The 23,508-nt window shown below is 37.1% G+C and carries 13 protein-coding genes; 2 read left to right on the top strand and 11 right to left on the bottom strand.

Annotated elements, in window-relative coordinates; translation table 11 throughout:
- Positions 1 to 2 precede the first annotated feature (2 nt).
- On the top strand, positions 3 to 3,479 hold the full coding sequence (addA, locus tag ACFIK2_RS04885; RefSeq protein WP_375633655.1) for a double-strand break repair helicase AddA: 3,477 nt from the start codon (positions 3 to 5) through the stop codon (positions 3,477 to 3,479).
- A 178-nt stretch (positions 3,480 to 3,657) separates the two neighbouring features.
- A complete protein-coding gene (gene trxA, locus ACFIK2_RS04880; RefSeq protein WP_375633656.1) occupies positions 3,658 to 3,981 on the top strand; it encodes a thioredoxin in 324 nt (107 codons plus the stop codon).
- 679 nt (positions 3,982 to 4,660) lie between these two features.
- On the opposite strand, the gene tsaE is transcribed toward trxA, so the two are convergent.
- From tsaE to gyrB, 11 genes are all read right to left on the bottom strand, one after another.
- On the bottom strand, positions 4,661 to 5,131 hold the full coding sequence (gene tsaE, locus ACFIK2_RS04875) for a tRNA (adenosine(37)-N6)-threonylcarbamoyltransferase complex ATPase subunit type 1 TsaE (protein WP_375633657.1): 471 nt from the start codon (positions 5,129 to 5,131) through the stop codon (positions 4,661 to 4,663).
- A gap of 51 nt (positions 5,132 to 5,182) precedes the next feature.
- Positions 5,183 to 7,648: an ATP-binding protein gene (locus ACFIK2_RS04870; protein ID WP_375676939.1), complete on the bottom strand. Its 2,466-nt coding sequence runs from the start codon at positions 7,646 to 7,648 to the stop codon at positions 5,183 to 5,185.
- 33 nt (positions 7,649 to 7,681) lie between these two features.
- The gene (ahcY, locus tag ACFIK2_RS04865; RefSeq protein ID WP_375676938.1) at positions 7,682 to 9,079 is read right to left on the bottom strand and encodes an adenosylhomocysteinase; all 1,398 of its coding nucleotides are present in this window, start codon (positions 9,077 to 9,079) and stop codon (positions 7,682 to 7,684) included.
- Between the two features lie 712 nt (positions 9,080 to 9,791).
- Complete coding sequence (locus ACFIK2_RS04860; protein ID WP_375633660.1) at positions 9,792 to 10,790, bottom strand: complex I NDUFA9 subunit family protein; 999 nt, start codon at positions 10,788 to 10,790, stop codon at positions 9,792 to 9,794.
- 42 nt (positions 10,791 to 10,832) lie between these two features.
- On the bottom strand, positions 10,833 to 12,152 hold the full coding sequence (locus tag ACFIK2_RS04855) for a bifunctional folylpolyglutamate synthase/dihydrofolate synthase (RefSeq protein WP_375633661.1): 1,320 nt from the start codon (positions 12,150 to 12,152) through the stop codon (positions 10,833 to 10,835).
- A gap of 4 nt (positions 12,153 to 12,156) precedes the next feature.
- Positions 12,157 to 13,077, bottom strand: coding sequence for an acetyl-CoA carboxylase, carboxyltransferase subunit beta (accD, locus tag ACFIK2_RS04850; protein ID WP_012754464.1), 921 nt, complete (start codon positions 13,075 to 13,077; stop codon positions 12,157 to 12,159).
- Between the two features lie 982 nt (positions 13,078 to 14,059).
- Positions 14,060 to 14,779: a sulfate transporter family protein gene (locus ACFIK2_RS04845; RefSeq protein WP_375633983.1), complete on the bottom strand. Its 720-nt coding sequence runs from the start codon at positions 14,777 to 14,779 to the stop codon at positions 14,060 to 14,062.
- A gap of 1,888 nt (positions 14,780 to 16,667) precedes the next feature.
- Entirely contained in the window at positions 16,668 to 18,089 is a 1,422-nt protein-coding gene (gene coaBC / locus ACFIK2_RS04840; RefSeq protein WP_375633663.1) for a bifunctional phosphopantothenoylcysteine decarboxylase/phosphopantothenate--cysteine ligase CoaBC, read from the bottom strand.
- Between the two features lie 68 nt (positions 18,090 to 18,157).
- Positions 18,158 to 19,744 (bottom strand): 2-polyprenylphenol 6-hydroxylase, encoded by a 1,587-nt coding sequence (gene ubiB / locus ACFIK2_RS04835; protein WP_375676937.1) that lies wholly within the window; start codon positions 19,742 to 19,744, stop codon positions 18,158 to 18,160.
- Between the two features lie 2 nt (positions 19,745 to 19,746).
- A complete protein-coding gene (ubiE, locus tag ACFIK2_RS04830; protein WP_375617479.1) occupies positions 19,747 to 20,529 on the bottom strand; it encodes a bifunctional demethylmenaquinone methyltransferase/2-methoxy-6-polyprenyl-1,4-benzoquinol methylase UbiE in 783 nt (260 codons plus the stop codon).
- Between the two features lie 118 nt (positions 20,530 to 20,647).
- Positions 20,648 to 23,080, bottom strand: coding sequence for a DNA topoisomerase (ATP-hydrolyzing) subunit B (gene gyrB, locus ACFIK2_RS04825; RefSeq protein ID WP_375617480.1), 2,433 nt, complete (start codon positions 23,078 to 23,080; stop codon positions 20,648 to 20,650).
- Positions 23,081 to 23,508 lie beyond the last annotated feature (428 nt).

Raw genomic sequence — 23,508 nt, 5'->3', positions numbered from 1 at the left:
TCATGACGTTTTTTTCTATTCCTGAAGCCGCTCTTGATGCACAAGCAACAGCAACACATCCCCAAAAAAACGTGTGGGTTTCTGCAAATGCTGGATCTGGAAAAACCCACGTTTTAAGTGAACGTGTTATCCGTTTGCTTTTAAACGGTACGCCTCCAGCACGTATTTTATGCCTTACTTATACAAGAGCTGCTGCTGCTGTTATGCAATCACGAATTTTTCGCACGCTTTCCAGTTGGAATGAGCTCGATGATGCACAGCTGCAAGAAACCTTAACACGGTTTGAAAAAAAAACTGTTAATGCGCAAAAACTAACTTATGCAAGGCAACTCTTTGCGCGTGCCCTCGAAACGCCTGGTGGCTTAAAAATCCAAACGATTCATGCTTTTTGTGAATCTCTCTTGCATCAATTTATGTTAGAAGCCAATATTGCAGGGCATTTTGAACTTCCCGATGATATCAGTCGAAAAAAATTACGACAAGAATCTCGTCGTCAACTTTTAGCTCGTCGTGATGTACAACCTGCTTTGCAACAGTTACTTCAAGTTATTAGCGAACATACTTTTAACCAATTGCTCTATGAGGCAGTTGAAAAGCAACATAAATTGTCTGATTTTTTATCTTCTCTTTTATCTGAAAATGGAGAAGAAAAATTGCGCGCGCTTTTTAACTTAGCGCCCAATGAAACAAATCAATATCTTCTGGAACAAATTAAACAAACAGCGCGCCTTCCTCTTTATGCTCTTAAGCATTGTGAAATCAATGGTAATCAAAGCTTTAAGGATATGGTGGCAAAACTTTCCCAATTAGAAAAGGTGCATGATGAGACAAATATTCTCAATCTTATTTCTGATGTTTATTTTACAACAAAAGGTGAGCCGCGTAATTTTTCACATTTATCTCATAAAAAATCAGACGAAATTTGGCCTTTTATTCAACAAATGCTTGAAGATAAACAAAACAAGCTTTCTGTTCTTTTAGAAAAATATCAATGCGCAAAGGTTGCCACCCTCAATATGGCTGCTTTTCAGCTCTGTACTATTTATCTCAAAATTTATAAGAATCTAAAAAAGTCCAATGGCTTCTTAGACTTTGATGACCTTATTGAGCGTACACTTCATTTGTTACAGCGCAAAGGTGCAAGCCAATGGGTGCACTATAAACTTGATCAGGGACTTGATCATATTCTACTTGATGAAGCACAAGACACCAACCCTGAGCAATGGCAAATTATTCAACTGTTGGCACAGGAATTTTTTTCAGGGTATAGCCAACGAACAAACATACGGACTCTTTTTGCTGTTGGAGATGAAAAGCAATCTATTTATTCTTTTCAAGGCGCTGCTCCAGAAAATTTTGCTGCAAATGGACGAATTATTCAAAAAAAAGTGCAACAAACAAATCAACAATTTGAAAAAATACAACTGCATTATTCTTTTCGCTCTACAGCAGATGTTCTTAAAAGTGTTGATCTTGTTTTTGAAACACCAGAAAACTATAAAGGGCTTTCGGCAGAAAATACAAAAACGGTGCATGAAGCTATCCGTATTCACAGTCCCGGTGAAGTTGTTATATGGGATGCCATTTCCAAAGAAACGAGTGACTTTCCTCAAGATTGGCATACAACTGTTAATCATTTAGATACACCTGAAGTTCGTTTAGCAGAAAAAATTGCTGAAACGATTGCCGACTGGTTACAAAAAGGCGAAATGCTTCCAGCAAAAGGACGCTTAATACGTGCAAGTGATATTATGATCTTGGTCCGTAAACGTGATCAATTTGTCTCAGCTCTTTCCCGTGCTCTTAAACACCGTAATATTCCCGTAGCAGGGGCTGATCGTTTACAGCTTACCAAACATATTAGTATCCGTGATTTAATGGCGCTTGCGCGTTTTGTTTTGCAGCCACAAGATGATCTTTCTCTTGCTTGTGTTTTAAAAAGCCCACTTTTTGCTCTTAGTGAAGAGGAACTCTATCAGCTTGCCGTACACCGCACCGGCTCTCTTTGGCAAAGTCTGTGCGCGCATATATCATCGCAGGTATCTTTTAAAGATGCTTTTGAAAAGCTAAACCATTATCGCGCTTTAGTGGATAAAATACCAGTTTTTGAATTCTATAGCTATATTCTGAACAATGATAAGGGACGACAAAAAATTCTGTCTCGTTTAGGATCTGAAGCAAATGATGTGCTCGATGCTTTTATGGATTATACGCTCACTATTCAAAAAACAGGATTACCAGGATTACAAGCTTTTTTAGAAACATTAAGTGCAAGCGAACCAGAAATTAAACGTGAATTTGAACAAAGTAATGAAGAAATTCGTATCATGACTGTTCATGCTGCAAAAGGACTAGAGGCTGCTGTTGTGTTTTTAGTCGATCCTGGTAGTGCGATTTGGCATCCTCAGCATGCGCCTCACTTGCTTAAAGTTCCTTTAAACAATGCACAATGGAACGGAAAACAAGCCTTTATTTGGCATCCCAATGAAAAGTTTGATACAAAACTCTCTAAACAAGCAATTTCATATTTAAAAGAGCGTGCAGAAGAAGAATATAGGCGTCTTCTTTATGTAGGAATGACACGCGCTGAAGATCGCTTGTTTATTTGTGGGTATAAAGGTCCGAAAACGCCATCTCATACATGGTTACAACTCGTAAAAAAAGCCCTTGAACCGCATGCCCTTGCTATAAAAGATTCTTCGGAAGATATTGCAGCTTGGCGTTATTGCATTACACCTGCTTCTTCTGCTTCTATAAACTCAAAAGTTCCTTCCGCTGAATGCCAAACCTTACCACCTTTGCCTGCTTTTTTCTCTCATAAAGTACCAGCAGAACCAGTGTTACCAAAACCGTTAAAACCGTCAGTGGCGAGCCTTTCCATTGAAGCTGATACAGAGCTGTCCTCAAGTCCAAAACAGCTTACCACTTCACCTGTTTTAGGAGCCATGAACACAAACAGAGCTTTTTCCATTGAATATGGTAATCTCGTTCACCGATTGTTACAATATTTGCCCGATTGTCCCCCACAAAAACGTCGAGATTATGCTCGAAACTATCTCAATATCAAAGCCTCTCATTGGCATGAGAGTCAAAGAGAAGATGCTCTTTGCCATATTTGGAAAATATTAGATCATGTTTATCTCAAACCCCTTTTCTCTGAGCATTCACGTGCTGAGGTCTCCTTAATGGGTATTGTGAAAATTCGTGGAAAAGAACAAGCAATCTCTGGTCAAATTGACCGTCTCTACATCAAGCAAAACAGCATTATCTTTGCCGATTTTAAAACCGGAACTCCACCAGAAAATGAAGCTGCTATTGCTTCCCATCACTGGTTGCAAATGGCCCTTTACCAAAAATTGTTGCAAGCTATTCATCCCGATAAAGATATCCAGGCTCTGCTTATCTACAGTAAAGAAGCCAAAATTTTTAAACTTCCTCCAGAAAAACTTGAGGCATTTCTTCGTGAAGTTGCCTTATAAGTTACTCTTTTCCTTGCAAAGCATTTTTACATTTTATTTACTTTCATAAAATCGCTCAAACAAACACAACGCACAATCCCTGGTGTAAAAAAGTCCTTTAATAATTTATCTTTGCAATAACTTGATATGAATTGTTATTATACCAATCTATAAAAAGTGAATATAAAAGGATAAATAAATGACGTGTATAAAAGTTGATAAGGACAATTTCGAAAGTGAAGTTCTAACCTCTTCCATCCCTGTTGTGGTTGATTTTTGGGCAGAATGGTGTGGCCCTTGCAAAGTGATTGCTCCAATTTTGGATGAAATTTCAATAGAAATGCAAAATCAAGTTAAAATTGCTAAGGTAAATATTGATGAAAATCCGGAACTGGCTACCCAATACGGAGTACGTTCTATCCCTACATTATTAATGTTTAAAAATGGAAATATTTCATCGAATATGGTTGGCGCTACCTCTAAAGGACGTCTTTCTGAATGGATAAAAGATGGGCTTAGTTAATTCCACACATAATCACTATAAAGGAGAGAAATTTTGTCTCTCCTTTTGACTTTTTTAAAATATTCTTTTTTGCATTATATTATAATGAAAAGACAATAAAAATCAAAATTTTAAATGAATTTAAGAATTCATGCTTTTATGCATGTTTCAATTGACTATTTTTTATAAAAAATTGCTTTGTATGAAGAATATAGGCAATTCTTTCCTTATAGGCGCGTTAAAAATATTAGGTGAATGATAATTTCATAAAGGTATTTCTTCTTAGATAAGACTATTGAAATAGATAGTGTTTTCAACACATAAAAGGAGATTTTAAGCAAAAACTTTGCAAATTACTTTTCTGAAGCTCACAATTTTTAAGCAGAAAGAAACAAGCAATTCACTACAGGTTATATAATGCTCTTCTAAAGGGTTACCACTTCAATTTAAAATTCTCTTATACTATTCTCTAGAATCAAAATTGTAGGTATCAGATTCTCTAAAATAAATTGATGAATTCCTATAAATTAACGGCTGTCCTTTGCAATTTATGTCATTGTTATATGAAAGAGTCAGCATTTCGTTTCATCTTCCATGGTTGGTACCTCCATGAATCCTTCTTTATGTTGTCCATCATCTCAGATTTCATAGGTAGTATTGAGGTATTATCAAATTAAAAAATGATGATGTTCATGTTTTTTTAAAATGTACGAATTGCGAAAGACTGTTGCAAACATTCAATGGAATGTTGCGCTGATCTAACTGTTACATGACGCCCATGTTCTTTATAGTGTAAGGTGACTGCAAAAGTGGCAAGCTCTAAAAGAGCTGTATTTCTTTCTGGCCATTCAACAAGTAAAATATTTTTCTCACGAGCTTCATGAAGCCCTAATTCATCAATTTCTTCTGCCATAGAAAGGCGATAAAGATCAGCATGAATAATTTCAAACTTTGGAAGTTGATAGCTTTGCACAAGAGTAAAAGTAGGGCTTGGAACATCCATAGTGTTATTGTTCGCAAGTGTTTGAATGATTGTACGTGCAATGGTTGACTTTCCAGTTCCAAGATCCCCTTGCAGCGTCACAAGATCTCCTGGCTTTAAAGAAAGAGCTAAATTTTGTGCAAAAAGCTTTGTTGCCTCTTCATTTTCAAGAAAAAAACTAAAATTCATTAAAAGTTCCATGAAATGGATGAAAAATTTTTGTTATCATAAAGGTTAAAATTAAAAAATCTTATCTCCTTTGGAGAGTGGGAAAAAACATTTAACTGTTGTTCCTTTTCCAGAACCGGTAAGAATTTCAACATGTCCACCGTGTAGTTCAACGAAACTTTTTACAAGGGAAAGGCCAAGACCCGCTCCCGCACGCCCACCATGGTGTGAATGGGAAGAAAAACGTTTAAAAATACGATCAAGGATGTCTTCTGGGATGTCAGAGCCCTGATTGTGAACGCTAAAGACAATGTTATCATCTTGTTCATCGACGCAAAATTCAATAGTACTCGCCTCCGTTGCAAAATTAATAGCATTACTCAGTACATTCACAAAAATTTGATGCAAGCGCTTTTCATCAGCAGAAATAGAATTTAAGGAAGGAGAAATTTGTTGTAAAAGCGTAATATGACGTCCATTAAGGCGATCTTCTACACGTGCTACTGCTTGTATCATAGCATCGGCAATGTTAACCGATTTTATGTCCAACTCCATAATGCCTGCATCAAGGGTAGCAAGATCAAGAATATCGTTAACAATATTTAAAAGAGTTCCTGATTCTGAATGAATGTGTTCAAGATATTCTTGTTGACGTTCATTGATAGAGCCGAAAATTTGATCACGTAAAATATCGGAAAATCCAATAATATTGGTGAGAGGTGTGCGTAATTCATAAGAAACATGTTGGACAAATTCATTACGCAAACGATCAGCACTTTCTAATGCTTCATTTTTTTCTTGAAGAGCACGCGCAACATGGACAGTGTCCGTAACATTCACAAAAGTAAGCATCGTTTGTCCATTAGGAAGAGGGACCAGAGTATAGTCAATAATCATATCATTTTTAAGATCTATACGACCTGAAAATGTTTCACGTTTTTCAGCAAAACCGGTAATGAATTTGGTAAATTGATCCCATTCTTGTCCTAAGGTTAAGGCTGAACAATGGCTTTGTAACTGTGTAATATGGGTCCCTTCTACCAGTAAATTATAAGGAAGAGACCACAATTTCGACAAGGCAGGATTCGATAAACGAAGGCGTCCATCAGTACCAAAAACAACCACGCCTTCGGAAAGTTTATCAAGTGTTTCACCTTGTATTTTAATAAGTGTATTATAACGGCGTTCAAGATCAATTTTTTCTGTAAGGTTTTCGTAAAGCCAAGTGACACCTCCTTGTGGATGAGGGTTCGAGATAACACGCACCGTACGCCCATCTGGAAGATTCCAAATTTGTTGGTTCGATTCTGTTTGTCGATAGGCTTTAAAAAGTTCTTCTTTCCATGCGCGCCAATCGGGGTGTGCAGCAATGAGCCCTTTTTCACGTAGACGTTCAAGAAATAATGTATGGCTTGGTTCACTTTCTAAAAAGGAAGTCTCCAACGGCCATAAAATTTTAAAAGCATGATTACAGAATTTTAATTTTTGGTTTGTATCAAAAATAGCTACAGCTGTTGAAATTTGGTCAAGTGTTTCACAATGGCTTTGAAGGACATAACTTAATTCATGAGCAATATTTTCATATGCGCTGTCATCACGCGCAAAAGCTGACATCCCTTCGGCTGTTGTAATACGTGTGAGATGAAAACGATGTCGTTCTCCATCAATAACTGTGTGAACATGTTCTTGAAAAATTGTTTCTGTTTCATTTGTTTTGCGTTGTGTATTTTCATTGAAAAGATCCCCCACTTCATCACTGCCTTCACGAAAATCTGTCATTTCTCTAAAGGCGCGATTGATAAAACAAACTTTTCCTTCACAATCTTTTATCCATACGGGCTCTTGAATAAGATCAAGAAGATTACGCTGCATTCTCAGTTCAGTAAGAAGGCGGGCGATATCTTTCTGTAAACGAGCATTTTCACTCTGTTGTTTTGAGATATCTTGAAAACGAGCAATAGCGACTGTTCCTGCGATGACTCCTGTAACTTGCAGCAATACATTGTTTGTGGTGGTGATAGAAAGATCAAAAGGGTGACATTTACAACGTAGTTGAGTCAATGCATAATCAAGTTCTCGAAGAGAATTTTCTTCAACCCAGAACTCAAAACGCTGAAAATCTTTCTGGTCGATTCCTATTTTTTGCAATGCAGAAAGGGCACCAACGACACGGGGTAAGGTTGTTGGATTTTCCCAAATAAGAAGGAATTGCTCGGTTTCTTCCAGAAGCCATTCATAATATTTAAGTTTTTCAGAAAAATTTGCCTGAATTATCTTCAAAGTCTTCTGTGCAGTTTTTTTTGCACGCATAATAACAGCTAGGCACGTGAGAAGTGAAGCACAAGAAATTCCTCCACACAGCGCTAAAAGCAGCCATGGACCATTCGGCAAAGTGAAGAAAAATGGTAAATAACCTTCCAATGACTGAGCAACAGCGCATGTTGGAGAAAAAAAGAAAAAAAGGCAAAATATATACGCATAGATTCGAATCATTTTTTGAGCTTTTTCTTTGGGGTTATAGTCACCAAAGCTGCGCACGATATCTTTCCCTTTTTTAACCCAAGGAAATGTTTAGTAACGGTAATGGTTTGGTTTATAAGGTCCTTGTGGTGTGACTCCAATATAGGCGGCTTGTTCTTCTGATAAAACACTTAATTTTATTCCTAACCGATCAAGATGTAGACGTGCAACTTTTTCATCAAGATGTTTAGGCAAAACAGTGACTTCATTTGTATAGTGTTCTGCACGGGTAAAAAGTTCAATTTGCGCTAAAACTTGATTAGTAAACGAGGCTGACATGACAAAAGAGGGATGCCCAGTCGCATTCCCGAGGTTTAACAAACGCCCTTCAGAGAGCAAAATGATGCGTTTTCCATCGGGAAAGGTGATCATATCAACTTGTGGTTTAATATTTGTCCATGGCAAATTTCTAAGGGCTGCGACTTGGATTTCGTTATCAAAATGACCAATATTTCCAAGAATACACATATCCTTTACTTGTCGCATATGGTCTAAACGAACAACATCTTTATTGCCTGTTGTCGTGATGATAATATCAGCACTGGAAGCAGCATCATCCAAATTAACAACTTCATAGCCATCCATAGCTGCTTGAAGAGCGCAAATAGGATCAATTTCTGTTACTTTAACACGAGCCCCAGCACCAGAAAGAGATGCTGCTGAACCTTTTCCTACGTCACCATAACCACAGACAATGGCAGTTTTACCAGCGATCATCACGTCTGTTCCACGTCGAATACCATCGACCAATGATTCTTTACATCCATATTTATTATCAAACTTTGATTTAGTGACGCTATCATTGACATTAATAGCAGGAAAAGGCAAAAGCCCTTCTTTTTGTAACTGATAAAGACGGTTTACACCTGTTGTGGTTTCTTCGCTTACACCTTTAATTGCTGCGCGCTGTCGTGTAAAAAATCCTGGCGTTGCATCCATACGCTTTTGTATTTGTTTGAAAAAAATTTCTTCTTCTTCTGTTTTTGGATGCGATAGGATATCTTTATTTTGTTCTGCACGACTTCCCATTAAAATATAGTTTGTGGCATCAGCGCCATCATCTAAAATAAGATTGGAAGGATTACCATCTGGCCATTGGAAAATTGCATCTATATAAGTCCAATATTCTTCCAATGTTTCACCCTTAACGGCGAATACAGGAATACCAGTTGCGGCGATAGCTGCTGCTGCATGGTCTTGCGTAGAAAAAATATTGCTAGAGTTCCACCGTATATCGGCGCCAATCGCTTTTAATGTTTCAATTAAAACAGCTGTTTGAATTGTCATGTGCAATGAGCCAGAAATACGCGCTCCGCGCAAAGGTTGATTAGAGGAAAACTCCTTACGACAAGCCATCAAACCAGGCATCTCAGTTTCAGCAATATCAAGTTCTTTACGACCATAAGCGGCAAGTGCAATATCTTTGACAACAAAATCTTGAGCTGCCATTCTTTATTCCTTTAAAATAAGTTTTTCCAAGACGGTAGGAGAAATTAAAAAAAAATGCAAGACAAGAAGAGGACTTCTTTATGTGAAAAAGCTCTTTTAAAATCTCCATAAATTTGTGCAACAAATATGCATTTATGAATCTGAATAATGATGTTACTGATAGAATAAGAGATCTTCATGATAAGTCTTATTATATAAACAAAACTCTATCCTTTTCACGTAACTTTAAAGCTTTTAAAAATCTCCAAAGAGAATACCTTTTAAATAATAAAAATTGTGCATTGCTTCACAGTTTTTATATCGATTTTTTATGGGATAATATCGAAAGTATTATACTCGTATTCTACTCACTTATGCGGTTGTTGAAAAAGGAAGAATTACTTTAATCTCATTATTAAGCTTTCTACCAAAATAATATAATGCAAAGTCATAGGTTATCATATTTATGAATAGGCAATTCAGAATCGGTTCTTTAGGATTCCAATGTTGCATCTGCTCTTGGATAAAGACAGTTTATAAGAAGTGCTTTTCTCCTGTTTTCAACGATTTTTATCAAAATACTATAGGTATACGATTAAACATTTTTTGTGATACTGAATAGAGCATTTAAAACGCAAAAACATTACTCTATTGAGCATTCTGATTTCAGAATCGCTAACAACGAGCTATAAATTATAAATCAAATAATAACTCAGTTTTGGAAAAATTTATTCTAGACGTGTAAGTTTTGGGAAAATTGACCATGTGGACGAAATCGCCAAAGATAACTTGGCAAGAATGCAGCCATTGCTCTGGGGGTAATTCCCGCACCTTCTAGAGTATATCCATTCTCTATAGCCTCTTTAGAAACAATGTTATCCATTTGCAAAAAACGTATCTGATTGGCTGTTACAAGTGTTGGTACAAAAGGCAATTTACCGATAGTTCCCAAAATTCCTCCAATCAATAGACCAGCAGAAAGAGGTATGGATAGGATTGTTTTTTTACGGTGAATAATTTTGAGTATATTTTCAAGAGTATTTTGAAAGGTGATAATCTGGGGACCACCAAGATCATAATTTTTTCCCCAAGCAACCTGTCCATCTAAAGCGCGCGCGATAAACTCAGCAACGTCACCAACATACACGGGTTGCAATTTGCTTTGCCCACCCCCAAAAAGAGGCATAATTGGTAAAAAACGTGACAAATCTGCTAAGGTGTTAAAGAAACAATCCTCTGGTCCAAAGATAACGGATGGACGGATAATAATTGCTTGAGGATGCTTGTTATGAACGATTTGTTCACCCATAAACTTAACACGTGCATAAAGACATGAAGCATTCTCGTTAGCCACAAGTGCTGACATATAGATGAGCGGAATAGCAGCTTGTGCTGTTAATTCAGCAACATTGTAAGCACCATCAATTTGTGTGTTTTTAAAATTCGATTGATTTGCTTGTTTTAAGCTACCAGGTAAAAACACTGCCGCATCAGCTCCAAGCAACGCGCGTGCAACAGAGGCACGATGCTTGATATCCGTTTTAAGCATTTGGGTTTGTCCTACTTCTCCTATTTGGAGCATGTAATAAGCTTTTTGTGGATAACGAACAGCGATACGAACGCGATATCCCCGCTTAGTCAAAGTTTCAACGACATGTCGTCCTACAAAACCAGATCCGCCAAAAACAGTAATAAGTTTAGGATGTTGATAAAGTGCACAATCAAGTTGCATGATTAAAAAGTCTATCTTTCAAAGCTTTAAAATAATCAATTTCTAGCATGGAGGTGTTTTATTGTCACGTAAAATATCGCCCGCAAGATAAAGGGAACCACTAATAAGGACAATTGCCTCTTTATATTCGGCTCTAATCTTATGCAAAGCATCTTGTAGATGTGCTTGTGGAGTAGCAAAGATTCCTGCTTTTTGCGCTGATTCAGCTAATTTTATTGGAGAGATACTGGCATTATTGTTAATTAGCGGTATCGTATATATTTTATCGACAAGGTTCGCTAAGGAACGAAAATAACCGACAGCATCTTTGGTATTGAGCATGCCAGCAATCATAATAATAGGACGATCTGTTTTTTTTCTCCATTGTGTAAGTTCTGCTGCAATAACTTTTCCAGCAGCAGGATTGTGACCACCGTCTAACCATAAATCAATATTAGGAGACAGTTGATCAACCAAATGTCCTTGGATAAGATGTTGCATCCGTGCGGGCCAATAGATATTTTTCAAAGCATCATTTATGGCTTGTTCTGAAAGTTGAAAGCCCGCTTGATAGACTGCTTCAAGAGATGCGCCAGCATTGGCAATTTGGTGGCCTCCAATAAGGTTAGGAAGGGGAAGATCCATGAGACCTTGATTGTTTTGAAAAACCATACGTCCATGTTCTTTATAACTTTGATAATCTTGATCAAATAGAGAATAAGGTGCTTTATTTTTATCGGCAAGGGGTATTAAAGTAGCAAGAGTTTCTTCATAATTTTGCTTCCCGATGACTACTGGAACGTTTGGTTTGATAATTCCCCCCTTTTGAAAAGCGATTTGAGCAATTGTGTTTCCAAGAAAGTTCTCATGATCATAATCGATGGGCATAATAAGCGATACAGCTGGTTTGTTAATGACATTGGTAGCATCAAAACGTCCTCCCAACCCAACTTCTAAAATGACAACATCAGCTGGATGTGTACTAAACAGCATAAAGGCAGCGGCTGTAAAAATTTCAAAAATAGTAATCGGCTCTTGACGATTTACTTTTATAATTTCACGGATTGTCTCAGCCAATTGGTTTTCTGTAACAAGTTGACCACCTCCTTTTTGACCTATCCGGCAGCGTTCATTCCAGTTGACGAGATGAGGTGAGCTATAGACATGAACGCAGTATCCTGCACTTTCTAAAAGAGCACGGCAAATTGCTGAGGCAGATCCTTTGCCATTTGTTCCAGCGATGTGAATAATAGGGGCAAGTTTTAAATGTGGATTACCAAGACGCTCTAAAAGGTGAATAATACGCTCTAAAGAAAGATCAAATTTTTTCGGATAATTTTTTAGTAAATCATCTACCACCTTTTGTATTTGGCTTTGTTGCATAAATTTAAGCTGCTTTTGTTGTAGAAAGCGATGTTTGAGAGTCTGTAGGGGATGGATCGGAAGGGTTAAAAACAGCAGGGCGTTTCATCATCAAACGTAAAAGACGCGCAATCGTTGTTTTCATTTCTAAACGTGATACAACCATATCAATCATACCATGTTCGAGCAGATATTCACTACTTTGAAAACCTTCTGGTAGGGTTTCGCGTATAGTTTGTTGAATCACGCGTGGACCAGCAAAACCAATCATAGCGCCAGGTTCGGCAATGTGAATATCACCAAGCATGGCGTAAGAAGCAGTAACACCACCGGTGGTTGGATTAGTCAGCACAACAATATAGGGAAGTTTTGCTTCTTTCAACATTTCAATCGCTACAGTTGTACGAGGCATTTGCATCAACGAGAGCGTTCCTTCTTGCATGCGTGCGCCACCAGAAGCAGAAAAAAGAACCAGCGGACGCCTTTCGGCAATGGCAGTATCAAAAGCTTTGATAATAGCTTCTCCTGAAGCCATACCGAGTGATCCACCCATAAAGGCGAAATCTTGAACGGTTGCAATGATTGGTAAGCCTTCAATCGTACCACGTGCACTTAAGATATTATCATCAACACCAAGTTTAGAACGATAATCTTTTAACCGGTCAATATAGCGTTTTTCGTCACGAAATTTTAAAGGATCTGTTACAACTTTTGGATTTTCAAGAGCTGTATAAACACCATCATCAAAAAAATGCATGAGACGATTTTTAGCGCTAATACGCATATGATGACCAGAATTGGGAGCTACAAATTGATTAGCTTCCAGATCTTTATGGAAGATCATTTCACCACTGGTAGGATCTTTAATCCATAGATTTTCTGGAATTTCACGGCGCCCCAATATAGAGTTAATTTTAGGACGAACATAATTTGTAATCCAGTTCATCTTTATAACCTTCCTTTAAATATTACACATCTTTCGCATGATTTGAAAGAATATGAATCTAAGCAGTCACATTTGCTTTACCGGTGGAACAAAGGAGTCTATTTAATACTTTTATCAGTGTACGTATAGCTTGTTTTTTAACTTTTTAATTTTCCAATATCATAACAATCATATCTATGAAGAGTATTCTCTATAACAAATTTCTCATAAGTTTAAGAACTTACATGTTTTTATTTTTTTACTTTGGTATTAAAATTCACTCCTTGCGATGGTTAACAAATCCCTTATTTTTTAATAAAAATGAATATCCAATTAATCACTCGTATCAACGGTTCTGAAGAAAAGAAACCTTATAATATAAGGCGTTAATAAGGCTAAAATAATCCATTTAAAATACTGTATAAGACGACATCATATTAGCGAAACGCTAACATCAGAGCAAGATTTTTTTCAAAAGGTTTTTTTAAAGCGCGTGCTTTTCACAATTAAAATAGAATACGCTCAAAATACCATTATATTACTCATTTACGTGTTTATTTTACACAGATATCTTTCAATAATTTCCAAAACTCTCTTATGAAGAGTATACACTCTCCATGAATGGTATAAAAGACATTATGCTATCCGTTTTTACTGAAATAGAAAGTACAAAGCGACACCATCATATTCTTTTTCAGTTTTCAATACGACGATAATGTTTGCATTAAGAGGATTCATATAAAGATATTTCACGCCTTTTTGAAAGTACTTTTATCCGCACACCACCTCCGTTTATGACATATTAACAAACGATTTCAATTGACCTAATATGAATAGGATTAAAATGAAAAACCCTCATAATATTTAGGTTTTTCACTCATGTTGTGAAACGATAAGTTATCATTATAAATCAATATATTGCTTTAATAAAAGATAAAGCATAAAATTTTATATTATGTTTTCTTTGGCTGGCAAGTTTTATTAACCTTAAAGTCAAGGAACACTATTTTTGTGTAATGCGTGCTATGGTCTTTTGGGAAAGCATTTTGTGTAAATATGTCATAAAGGCAGCTGCAAAAAGCGGTGTTGCTAAATTAAGAATTGGAATCGAAACAAAAAGCGCTATCAATAATCCTGCGCCAAAAACCGTTGTGTAATGAGTATGTAAAAAAGCACGGGCATCTTGTTCTGTTCGAAAACGGTAAGCCGCAAACAAGAAATATTCATGACCGAGCAAATAACCATTAATAAGATAAAAAGCAATTAAATTAATACCTGGTATGAAGAATAAAATAAAAGCAATTCCATTACCAAGAAGGCTTAAAATAACAAATTTAAAGGAAATGATAAGAGAACGCTGAAACGGCAAAGCTTGTCCAATAGGCTCGTTTGGGTAATCCTCTTTTTCAATGATTTCAGCAGCAGAGTCAATGAAAAAACCACCAATCATAGCTGAGATCGGTGCAATCAAAAAAGCCAACAAAAGAGCCAAACCAAGATTAAAAATGATAAGCATGCTAAAACCAATCCATCCCGCCCAACTAGGGAGTCCAGGAAGAAATTGAGCAATCCAGGGCCAAAAGTAAGACACAAAAAGTTGGTGCACACATAACCATAAAATGGTGAGAATGAAAAAAGTAACCCCCAATGCTTTCAGTATCATAATACGATATTGCGAGGTCATAAGACGTTGTAAAGCACGATAAGCAGCAGTAAAAATCATAGATTAATAAACTAAGGAAAGAAGCAAAAAAAACAAGAAATATATTTAAAGTATGTACAGTGTAATTTTTTCTTTCTTTGAATTACAAGATTTTTTTCAAGAACATTATAAAAAACGGTTAAGGTTTCTTTGTTAAAAATAAAGTTTGAATAAATAGAAATTTTGATTTTTAAAAACAAAGAAGAATTTAAAAAGTAGCTGTTGTAGAAGAAATTTTTAGTATTTTTGTACATAGTGTAGATTATTGCGTTTATATGATATATGTAAAAAATTAAGGAATAAGAACTATTTGGGAGAAAAGTTGTTTACTTCTATTTATTCAGTAGAGTTATCTAACTTCGTTTATCTAAGTGCTTAATTGTTTTACACAATTCCTAAAATTCTGTACTTTTCTACTATTTGGCGGCATGCTTTTGCCCCTCGCTTTCAAAAAAATATTGAGTTCAATGGAATAGGGGTAACGTAGTAGCTCCGTAGATATTCTAATTTTGGGCAACAGAATGATTAATATGATAGAAGTGGAAAAAATAAGCTTAGGCAATTGACCGTCCGATCCCATAGAAGAGCAGTTTTTTGAGGAAGCAAAGAAAGGGAGAAACCACGGATGCTTAAAAATGATGAGATTTTGAATTTTAAAAGCTATAAGTGCAATGAAGTAAGCATTCATTGAAGCACTTTTCATACAAGTGGTGCACTGTATCAAATAATTTTTAGATAATAACACCACTAATTTATCGAAGAGAATTGATCATTTTCAACTTGAATAAGAATCCCAAATATAGAAATATTCTTTAATTTCAAAGACTCTATTCAACATCAAAAAATTATTTACGTACACATTATAGGCGAGACCAATGTATGGATACAAAGCTTTCAATAAAGGAATAAAAATGCTTCTCATGAAACATCACAATGTGAGGATATCATGGATAAAATTCTAGTTTTTGTGGTCTTGGTATTCTGGAGAGAGGACACATACATTTAATTTTAAAGACCGATCACTGAGAAAAATAATAAAGGCTTCAGTTTCATAAACTTATAGACAGTGGTGCAGTGAATTTTGTCTACACTCTTTATAAGCGTCAGTGTGAGATATGCTTCAAATTGCATTGAGATGTTATAATATCATTGATTTATACATTATTTTTCATAGCGAATAAGAGCTCAAAATAAAGTTTTCATATTTTCTCATTAGCTGCTCTCATCATGAAACAATCAAAATCATTTATTTGCATATCATAAATATGACCGATATGTGGATAAAAACATTGAAGAAAGAAAATGCTTTTTATAAATTTTATCCATTACAAGAGCTTTGTCAAAATTGATGGTAGCCAAAGTGAATGATAGCTTGTTTTTTTTATAAGCTGGCGAGACAGTGGTGCAATAGATCCTACTTTTATGAAGGCTAGGGTGAGATAGGATTTTTTAAAAAAACATTTCCCAACGCTCATCACACCCATTTCGCAACAGCGTTTGTGAATGGTATATGGGTAAAGCTCTCGTGAATAATATAAAACTTATAGGGCATCACTAACTTTACGCTTAATAAAAAGAGCACGCTGGCACCATCATTCTCAGTGTTTGTCCGAGACAAGCCCTTGGTTCTTGAGACGGTCCATTATAAGCGCTTTTAGTTCTTTCTGAAACGTTTTGTATTCATACAGTTATCCTTGTTTACAACGTGCAAGAAAATGATTTTTATTGATTCAACATGAGAGAGATTGGGAATGAGAGAATCTTATGATATTTGGGATTCTAATTTAATATGAACAATGCGATATTATCATTATAAACCAGAAATATTATATACTAATTGAGATGGATAGACACCTATTGTCAGTTCTATTTTATAAGGTGTTTTAATATCAACGCGTTTGAAGAGTTCTTATTTGCAAAGGGGTATATTTTCCTCATGAGGAGTAGGTGTTTTGGGGGCAAAAAATGATACAATCACGTTTGCTAATTTTTGCGCTACGTGTTGTTTACTCATATGGGGCCATTGTTCAACTTTTTTTCTACTTACGAGATAAACTTGATTTGTATCAGCGCCCATGACACTTGTACCATCTAGTTGAAGAGAAATATCATTAGCAAGAATGAAATCAGCTCCTTTTTCAACACATTTTTTTTGTGCATTGGCAATGATATCACATGTTTCAGCAGCAAAACCAATGACCAATGAGGGGCGGTTTGGAGCGTGTCCAATCGTTGCTAAAATGTCAGGATTTTCAACCATATGAAGGGATGGTGGTATTTTATGAGCATTCTTTTTAATTTTGTGTAAAGACTGCGTTTGACTGCGCCAGTCACAAACAGCGGCAACAAAGATAGCACCATCAGCAGGCAATGCGGTTTGAACGGCTTGTAACATCTGTTGTGCTGTTTCAACATGAATGGTTTTTACTTCTTGTGGGTCTGCGAGATTAACAGGTCCACAAATAAGTGTTACTTTTGCACCCAAATGTGCAAGAGCGGTTGCGATGGCATGACCTTGTTTACCTGAAGACCGATTAGCAATATAACGCACTGGATCAATTGGTTCATGGGTAGAGCCAGAGGTAACGATGAAATGGCGGTCAGAGAGAGGTTTTTCATGCACATTCAAAAGATTCTCTATGGTAGCGACAATAGTTAAAGGTTCGCTCATGCGTCCATATCCCATCTCGTCACGTTCAGCCATATTTCCGATTTCTGGTCCGATGATATGAACGCCATCTGCGCGCAATTGTGCAACATTGCGAATAGTGGCTGGATGCGTCCACATGGACGGATTCATAGCGGGTGCAATCAAGAGTGGACAGCGTGCCGCTAAAAGAATGCAATTAGCCAGATCATCTCCTATGCCATTGGCTATTTTTGCAATACGGTTGGCTGTAGCAGGAGCTAAAATAATCAGGTCAGCATCACGTGCTAATCGGATATGTCCGATATCGTGTTCTTCTTCGCGTGAAAATAAATCAGTATATACAGTACCACCGCTTAAAGCTTCAGCGACTAAAGGCGTAATAAATTTTTGCGCTGCTTTTGTCATCACAACTTTTAAATGTGCTCCACGTTCTTGTAAACGGCGAATCAAATCAAGTGCTTTATAGGATGCAATACTTCCACCAATAATAAGAAGGAGAGATTTTGATTTCAATGATTGCATTTCAACAGCGCTAGCATGAAGGGGTTGTGTGGTGAGAAGAGAGGGATTGCTTAAAAGGCGCCGGACTTCTTCTTCCATAGAAATACCATTTTGCGCGGCGCGTATGCGCAAAGCTTCTTTGGTTTCAGGAGACAGGTTACGAATGGTAATACTGGCCATAAAATACCTCCAAGAAATAAAATGATTGCAATGATTTCATTGTTGATATTTTTAGCATATTAAGGAGATTAGAAAAGATGAAAAAAGTAAAAAGTAAGACAAGCGCAACAAAGTGCAATGATGAAAAGACTATAACGACCATAACGGTTTCTGTGACTTTGTTCTACAGCAAGTTGTTTGAGGGTAGCATGAGAAAGATTAAAACCTGTTTTTCTCATTTGATTAAAATCTTCTTCTATTTGTTGGAAATTTTGAACCAATTGTGGTGTTTTGCGTGCCAGCGAAAGGAGAGCTTGTGCTCCTTCACTAAAGTCTTTTGCAACGCCTACGGGTCCTAAATTTTTACTAATCCATTCTTTGACAATGGGTTCAGAAGCTTTCCACATATTAAAAGTGGGGTCTAATGTGCGGGCAACACCTTCCACGACAACCATCGTTTTTTGCAGCAATAAAAGTTCAGGTCGCGTTTGCATGTCAAATAATTCAGTGACTTCAAACAATAAAGTGAGCAATTTAGCCATGGAAATGCTTTGTGCTGATTGTCCGTGAATTGGTTCGCCAATAGCGCGGTTGGCTTGCGCAAAGCTTTCAATATTATGGTGTGAAGGAACATAGCCTGCCTCAAAATGGGCACGTGCAATTCGATGGTAATCGCGGGTAATAAAGCCGTAAAGAATTTCAGCAAGGAAATGCTTTTCTTTTTTTCCAAGCCGTCCTGTAATACCTAGATCAACAGCGACAATACATCCTTTTTCATCTACAAATAAATTACCAGGATGCATATCGGCGTGAAAAAAACCATCACGCAGTGTATGACGAAGAAAAGATTGAATAAGCGTAATAGCAAGCGCCTTCAAATCAAATCCTGCTTCTTTGAGTTTGGAAGTTTCGGATATTCTTATACCATCAATCCATTCCATTGTAAGAACATTACGTCCTGTCCGTTCCCAGTCAATACGTGGAACCCGAAAGCCTGTATCATGTTGAATATTTTCAGCCATTTCAGATATAGCTGCTGCTTCTAAGCGTAAATCCATTTCAAGTCGTGTTATTTGTGCTAAAGTATCCACCACACAAACAGGACGAAGCCTTCGAGAGGCAGGGATATAGCGCTCTTGCAAATGAGCAATGAGATAGAATCCTCTAAGATCTTTAGAAAAACGTGCTCTGATATTGGGACGAATAACTTTTACAGCACATTTTTTCTTATGGCCAGTTTCATCACTGTATTCAGCTGGATGAACTTGAGCAATAGAAGCGGCGGCAATGGGGGGATAAAAATTTACGAATAAATCATCAATAGAGCGACCAAGAGAACTTTCAATTTGAGCAATAGCGGCGGTGCAAGAAAATGTTTGGACACGATCTTGTAGTTGTGACAAATCTTCCGCAATATCACGGCCGACAATATCAGGCCTTGTTGCAAGAAATTGACCAAGTTTTATGTAAGAGGGTCCAAGCTTATTAATGGCATATGAAATATTTTCAGATCGCTGTTTCTTTTTTGTTTTGCGTCGTGCTAATGCACTCGCTATACGATGACATAGCGCTGGAAATCCTTGAAGATCATCATGAGGAAGAGCACTTAAAACACCTTCACGTGTTAAAACCCATCCTGCACGCATCAATTGAAAGTAAGGGGAAATTTGCACCATTTTTAAATTTTCCACCCTGAATGCAGCGCTGCAATCGCACCGGTGAGATTGCGGTACGATACCCGCGAAAACCCCGCATGCTTGATCATATGGGAAAAATCATCTTGCTTAGGAAATTTGCGGATAGATTCAACCAAATAACGATAAGCATCGCCATCATTTGCGATAAATTGACCCAGCTTAGGGATAGCATGGAAAGACCAAAGATCATAAATTTTATCGAGCCAAGGCATCTCGACATTTGAAAATTCTAAACATAAGAAACGTCCACCGGGCTTTAAAACACGAAAAGCTTCTCTAAGAGCTTGATCAATATGAGGAACATTGCGAATTCCAAAAGCAATCGTGTAAGCGTCAAAGCTTCGATCTTCAAAAGGTAGATTTTCTGCATTGGCTTCAACAAAATCAATCAGAGGGGCAAGACCATTTTTTTGTGCGCGTTTTTTGCCAACGCTGAGCATTGAGCCATTAATATCAAGCACCGTAGCATGGGCTTTTTGGCGTGAAGCATTAAGAATACGAAAAGCAATATCACCTGTACCGCCAGCGACATCAAGAACTTTCCAATGAGAAAGTGCTGGTGGGGAAAGCCAAGCAATCATGGAATTTTTCCACACACGGTGTAGCCCTAAGGATAAGATATCATTCATCTTGTCATAATTTTCAGCAACAGAATGAAACACACCATCCACCATGAATTGTTTTTGTGTTTCATCTACTCTTGTAAAACCAAAAGAGTGCTCCATGCCACCCTTGGTTCCTACACGTTCTGTTTCAATTGCCATGTATATGATCTTCCTTATTTTTCTTTTATCGTAAATGAAATAGAGAGGGAATGTTCAACTACGAAAAAACAACGTATAAAACTACGACGTTTACACAGCCAAAAACAGAAGAGTACCTTTAGATATCAAGATTGGCAACGCTTAAGGCATTGTCTTGAATAAAAATACGTCTAGGTTCAACTTCATCACCCATGAGACGAGAAAAGAGTGAATCTGCATCGGTTGCATCATTAATTTTTACTTGTAAAAGAGAACGTGCATTGGGATCAAGCGTTGTTTCCCAAAGTTGTTCAGCATTCATTTCCCCAAGACCTTTATAACGTTGAAGAGTAACACCTTTTTTACCGTTTGTAAAAATGCTCTCTAAAAGGCTCATAGGACCAAAAATACGCTCTGTTTTATCTTTGCGACGTAAAAGAACAGGAGGATGATATATGTCGATAAAATTTTGGGAAATGCGATCAATTTGGCGTGCGTCAGTTGAATTTATAAGTCCCACATCAAGCGTAACAACATCTTTAACACCACGCAAAATACGCTCAAAACATAAACTTCCATCTGCTGTATATTGTCCACTCCAACCTTGTTCCATATCATCAGCAATCAGATTAAGGCGGTGTGCTGTAGTATCTGCTATTTTTTGCGCTTTTTCTTGTGTTGCAAAGACTTCAAGATTAAAAGCGCCAGCAATTGCTGCTTGTTCAACAATATTACGGTCATAACGGGTATGAAGACCATTTAAAAGTTGACGTAATATACGAGCATCTTTAGCGAGTTGATACAAATCAGCCCCTGCACGAACTTCTCCCGTTGAAAGCTCAAGCGTTGTTTCTTCTAATCCAGTATCGATCAAGAATTCTTCAAACGCTGCTTCATTTTTAATATATTGGGAAGATTTTCCACGCGACACTTTATAAAGAGGAGGCTGAGCAATATAAAGATGTCCACGTTCAATCAACTCGGGCATTTGTCTAAAAAAGAAAGTGAGCAGCAGAGTACGAATATGGGCTCCATCAACGTCCGCATCTGTCATGATAATAATCTTATGATAACGTAATTTATCCGGTGAAAATTCATCTTTACCGATAGACGTTCCAAGAGCTGTAATAAGTGTTCCAATCATATCAGATGAGAGCATGCGGTCGAAACGTGCTCGTTCAACATTGAGGATTTTTCCACGAAGGGGTAAAATTGCTTGATTTTGACGTGAGCGCCCACTTTTTGCTGAACCGCCAGCCGAATCCCCCTCGACAATAAAGATTTCTGATTTTGCGGGATCTCGTTCTTGGCAATCGGCAAGCTTTCCTGGTAGAGAAGTGATATCAAGCGCCCCTTTTCGTCTTGTGAGTTCACGTGCTTTGCGTGCTGCTTCACGTGCTGTTGCAGCTTCTACCACTTTACTAATGAGAAGTTTTGCTTCATGAGGATGTTCTTCCAGCCATATTGAAAGACCTTCATTGACCAAACTTTCAACAATAGGGCGCACTTCAGAAGAGACTAACTTATCCTTTGTTTGTGAAGAAAATTTTGGATCAGGAACTTTGACAGAAAGAATAGCTGTTAATCCTTCACGGCAGTCATCACCGGTTAAGTTCACTTTTTCTTTTTTAGCAATACCTGAAGATTCAGCATAGCCATTAATTTGGCGTGTAAGGGCACTTCTAAAACCTATCAAATGCGTTCCACCGTCACGCTGAGGGATATTATTGGTAAAACACAAGACCTTCTCATGATAGGAATCATTCCACCACAGGGCAACATCAACGCTCATACCATCCTTTTCACTTGCAATATAAATAGGAGTATCAAGCAGAGCTTTTTTTGATTGGTCAATATATTTCACAAACTCTATTAATCCACCTTCATAATGCAATTCAACGGATTTAATATCAGCATGACGCTCGTCAACAAGAAGAATATAAACCCCAGAATTTAGAAAGGCTAATTCCCGTAAGCGGCGCTCCAAAATTTCAAAATCAAACTCAACCATAGTAAAGGTTTCAGAGCTTGGTAAAAATCTAATTTCTGTTCCACTTTCTTGATCGCAATCGCCAACAACTTTTAATGGAGCATCAGCTACCCCGTGGGTAAATGATATTTCATGAATTTTACCATTGCGTTTGATTTGCAATTTAAGCCAAACGGATAATGCATTCACAACAGAGACGCCAACACCGTGTAATCCGCCTGAAACTTTATAAGAGTTTTGATCAAACTTTCCGCCGGCATGAAGCTGTGTCATAATAACTTCAGCTGCAGAAATACCTTCTGTTGGATGGATATCTGTCGGAATTCCACGTCCATTATCACGAACAGAACAAGAACCATCAGCATGGAGTGTGACGTTTACAAGAGTTGCATGACCGGCTAAAGCTTCATCGATAGCATTGTCTACAACTTCATAGACCATATGATGTAACCCCGATCCATCATCAGTATCACCGATATACATACCAGGACGTTTGCGTACAGCATCAAGACCTTTGAGAACTTTGATAGAAGCGGCATCATAGTTATTGCTTTGTGCTGGTGAGGTTATTTCATCACTCATAAGTTAGTCCATTCCTGTGTTCAATTTACAATATTTTATCCGCTTTTTTTAAAGCTCAATGTTCTGATCAGTTATTTATGGAATAACCACATTAAATATTTACCGTATATCAGATCTAGATTCAATATCTGTCGATATATAATGGAGAGAATGATAAAATGATAGTGTACTGTTATGCTGTAAAACACTAGGGCGGTGATATAAGGCGAATAAACACTTATGACTTATACAAAAAGCTGTTTCATAAACGATGCTATTTACTTTGTTTATTTTTGCATATACGTTCTGTTTCAGAATTAGTTATGCATTTTGTGTTACACTAATAAAGGTCTCACTTGTTTTATCCATAAATCAATTTTTCAATCCTAATTCTACCATATATTTAAAACAAAGGTTGCGAGCTCTCTAAGCAGTTCAAACTTTTGTAT

It is taken from the genome of Bartonella sp. AP88XZML, from assembly GCF_042195565.1.
Classification (GTDB): domain Bacteria; phylum Pseudomonadota; class Alphaproteobacteria; order Rhizobiales; family Rhizobiaceae; genus Bartonella.
The sequence above is the reverse complement of the archived record's forward strand: the minus strand, read 5'-3'. Positions and strand labels throughout refer to the sequence as shown.

Bases quoted from the DNA above. Each gene is read 5' to 3' on its own strand.
- addA (WP_375633655.1), top strand. From the start codon at position 3: ATGACGTTTTTTTCTATTCCTGAAGCCGCTCTTGATGCACAAGCAACA.
- trxA (WP_375633656.1), top strand. From the start codon at position 3,658: ATGACGTGTATAAAAGTTGATAAGGACAATTTCGAAAGTGAAGTTCTA.
- tsaE (WP_375633657.1), bottom strand. From the start codon at position 5,131: ATGAATTTTAGTTTTTTTCTTGAAAATGAAGAGGCAACAAAGCTTTTT.
- ahcY (WP_375676938.1), bottom strand. From the start codon at position 9,079: ATGGCAGCTCAAGATTTTGTTGTCAAAGATATTGCACTTGCCGCTTAT.
- ACFIK2_RS04860 (WP_375633660.1), bottom strand. From the start codon at position 10,790: ATGCAACTTGATTGTGCACTTTATCAACATCCTAAACTTATTACTGTT.
- ACFIK2_RS04855 (WP_375633661.1), bottom strand. From the start codon at position 12,152: ATGCAACAAAGCCAAATACAAAAGGTGGTAGATGATTTACTAAAAAAT.
- accD (WP_012754464.1), bottom strand. From the start codon at position 13,077: ATGAACTGGATTACAAATTATGTTCGTCCTAAAATTAACTCTATATTG.
- ACFIK2_RS04845 (WP_375633983.1), bottom strand. From the start codon at position 14,779: ATGATTTTTACTGCTGCTTATCGTGCTTTACAACGTCTTATGACCTCG.
- coaBC (WP_375633663.1), bottom strand. From the start codon at position 18,089: ATGGCCAGTATTACCATTCGTAACCTGTCTCCTGAAACCAAAGAAGCT.
- ubiB (WP_375676937.1), bottom strand. From the start codon at position 19,744: ATGGTGCAAATTTCCCCTTACTTTCAATTGATGCGTGCAGGATGGGTT.
- ubiE (WP_375617479.1), bottom strand. From the start codon at position 20,529: ATGGCAATTGAAACAGAACGTGTAGGAACCAAGGGTGGCATGGAGCAC.
- gyrB (WP_375617480.1), bottom strand. From the start codon at position 23,080: ATGAGTGATGAAATAACCTCACCAGCACAAAGCAATAACTATGATGCC.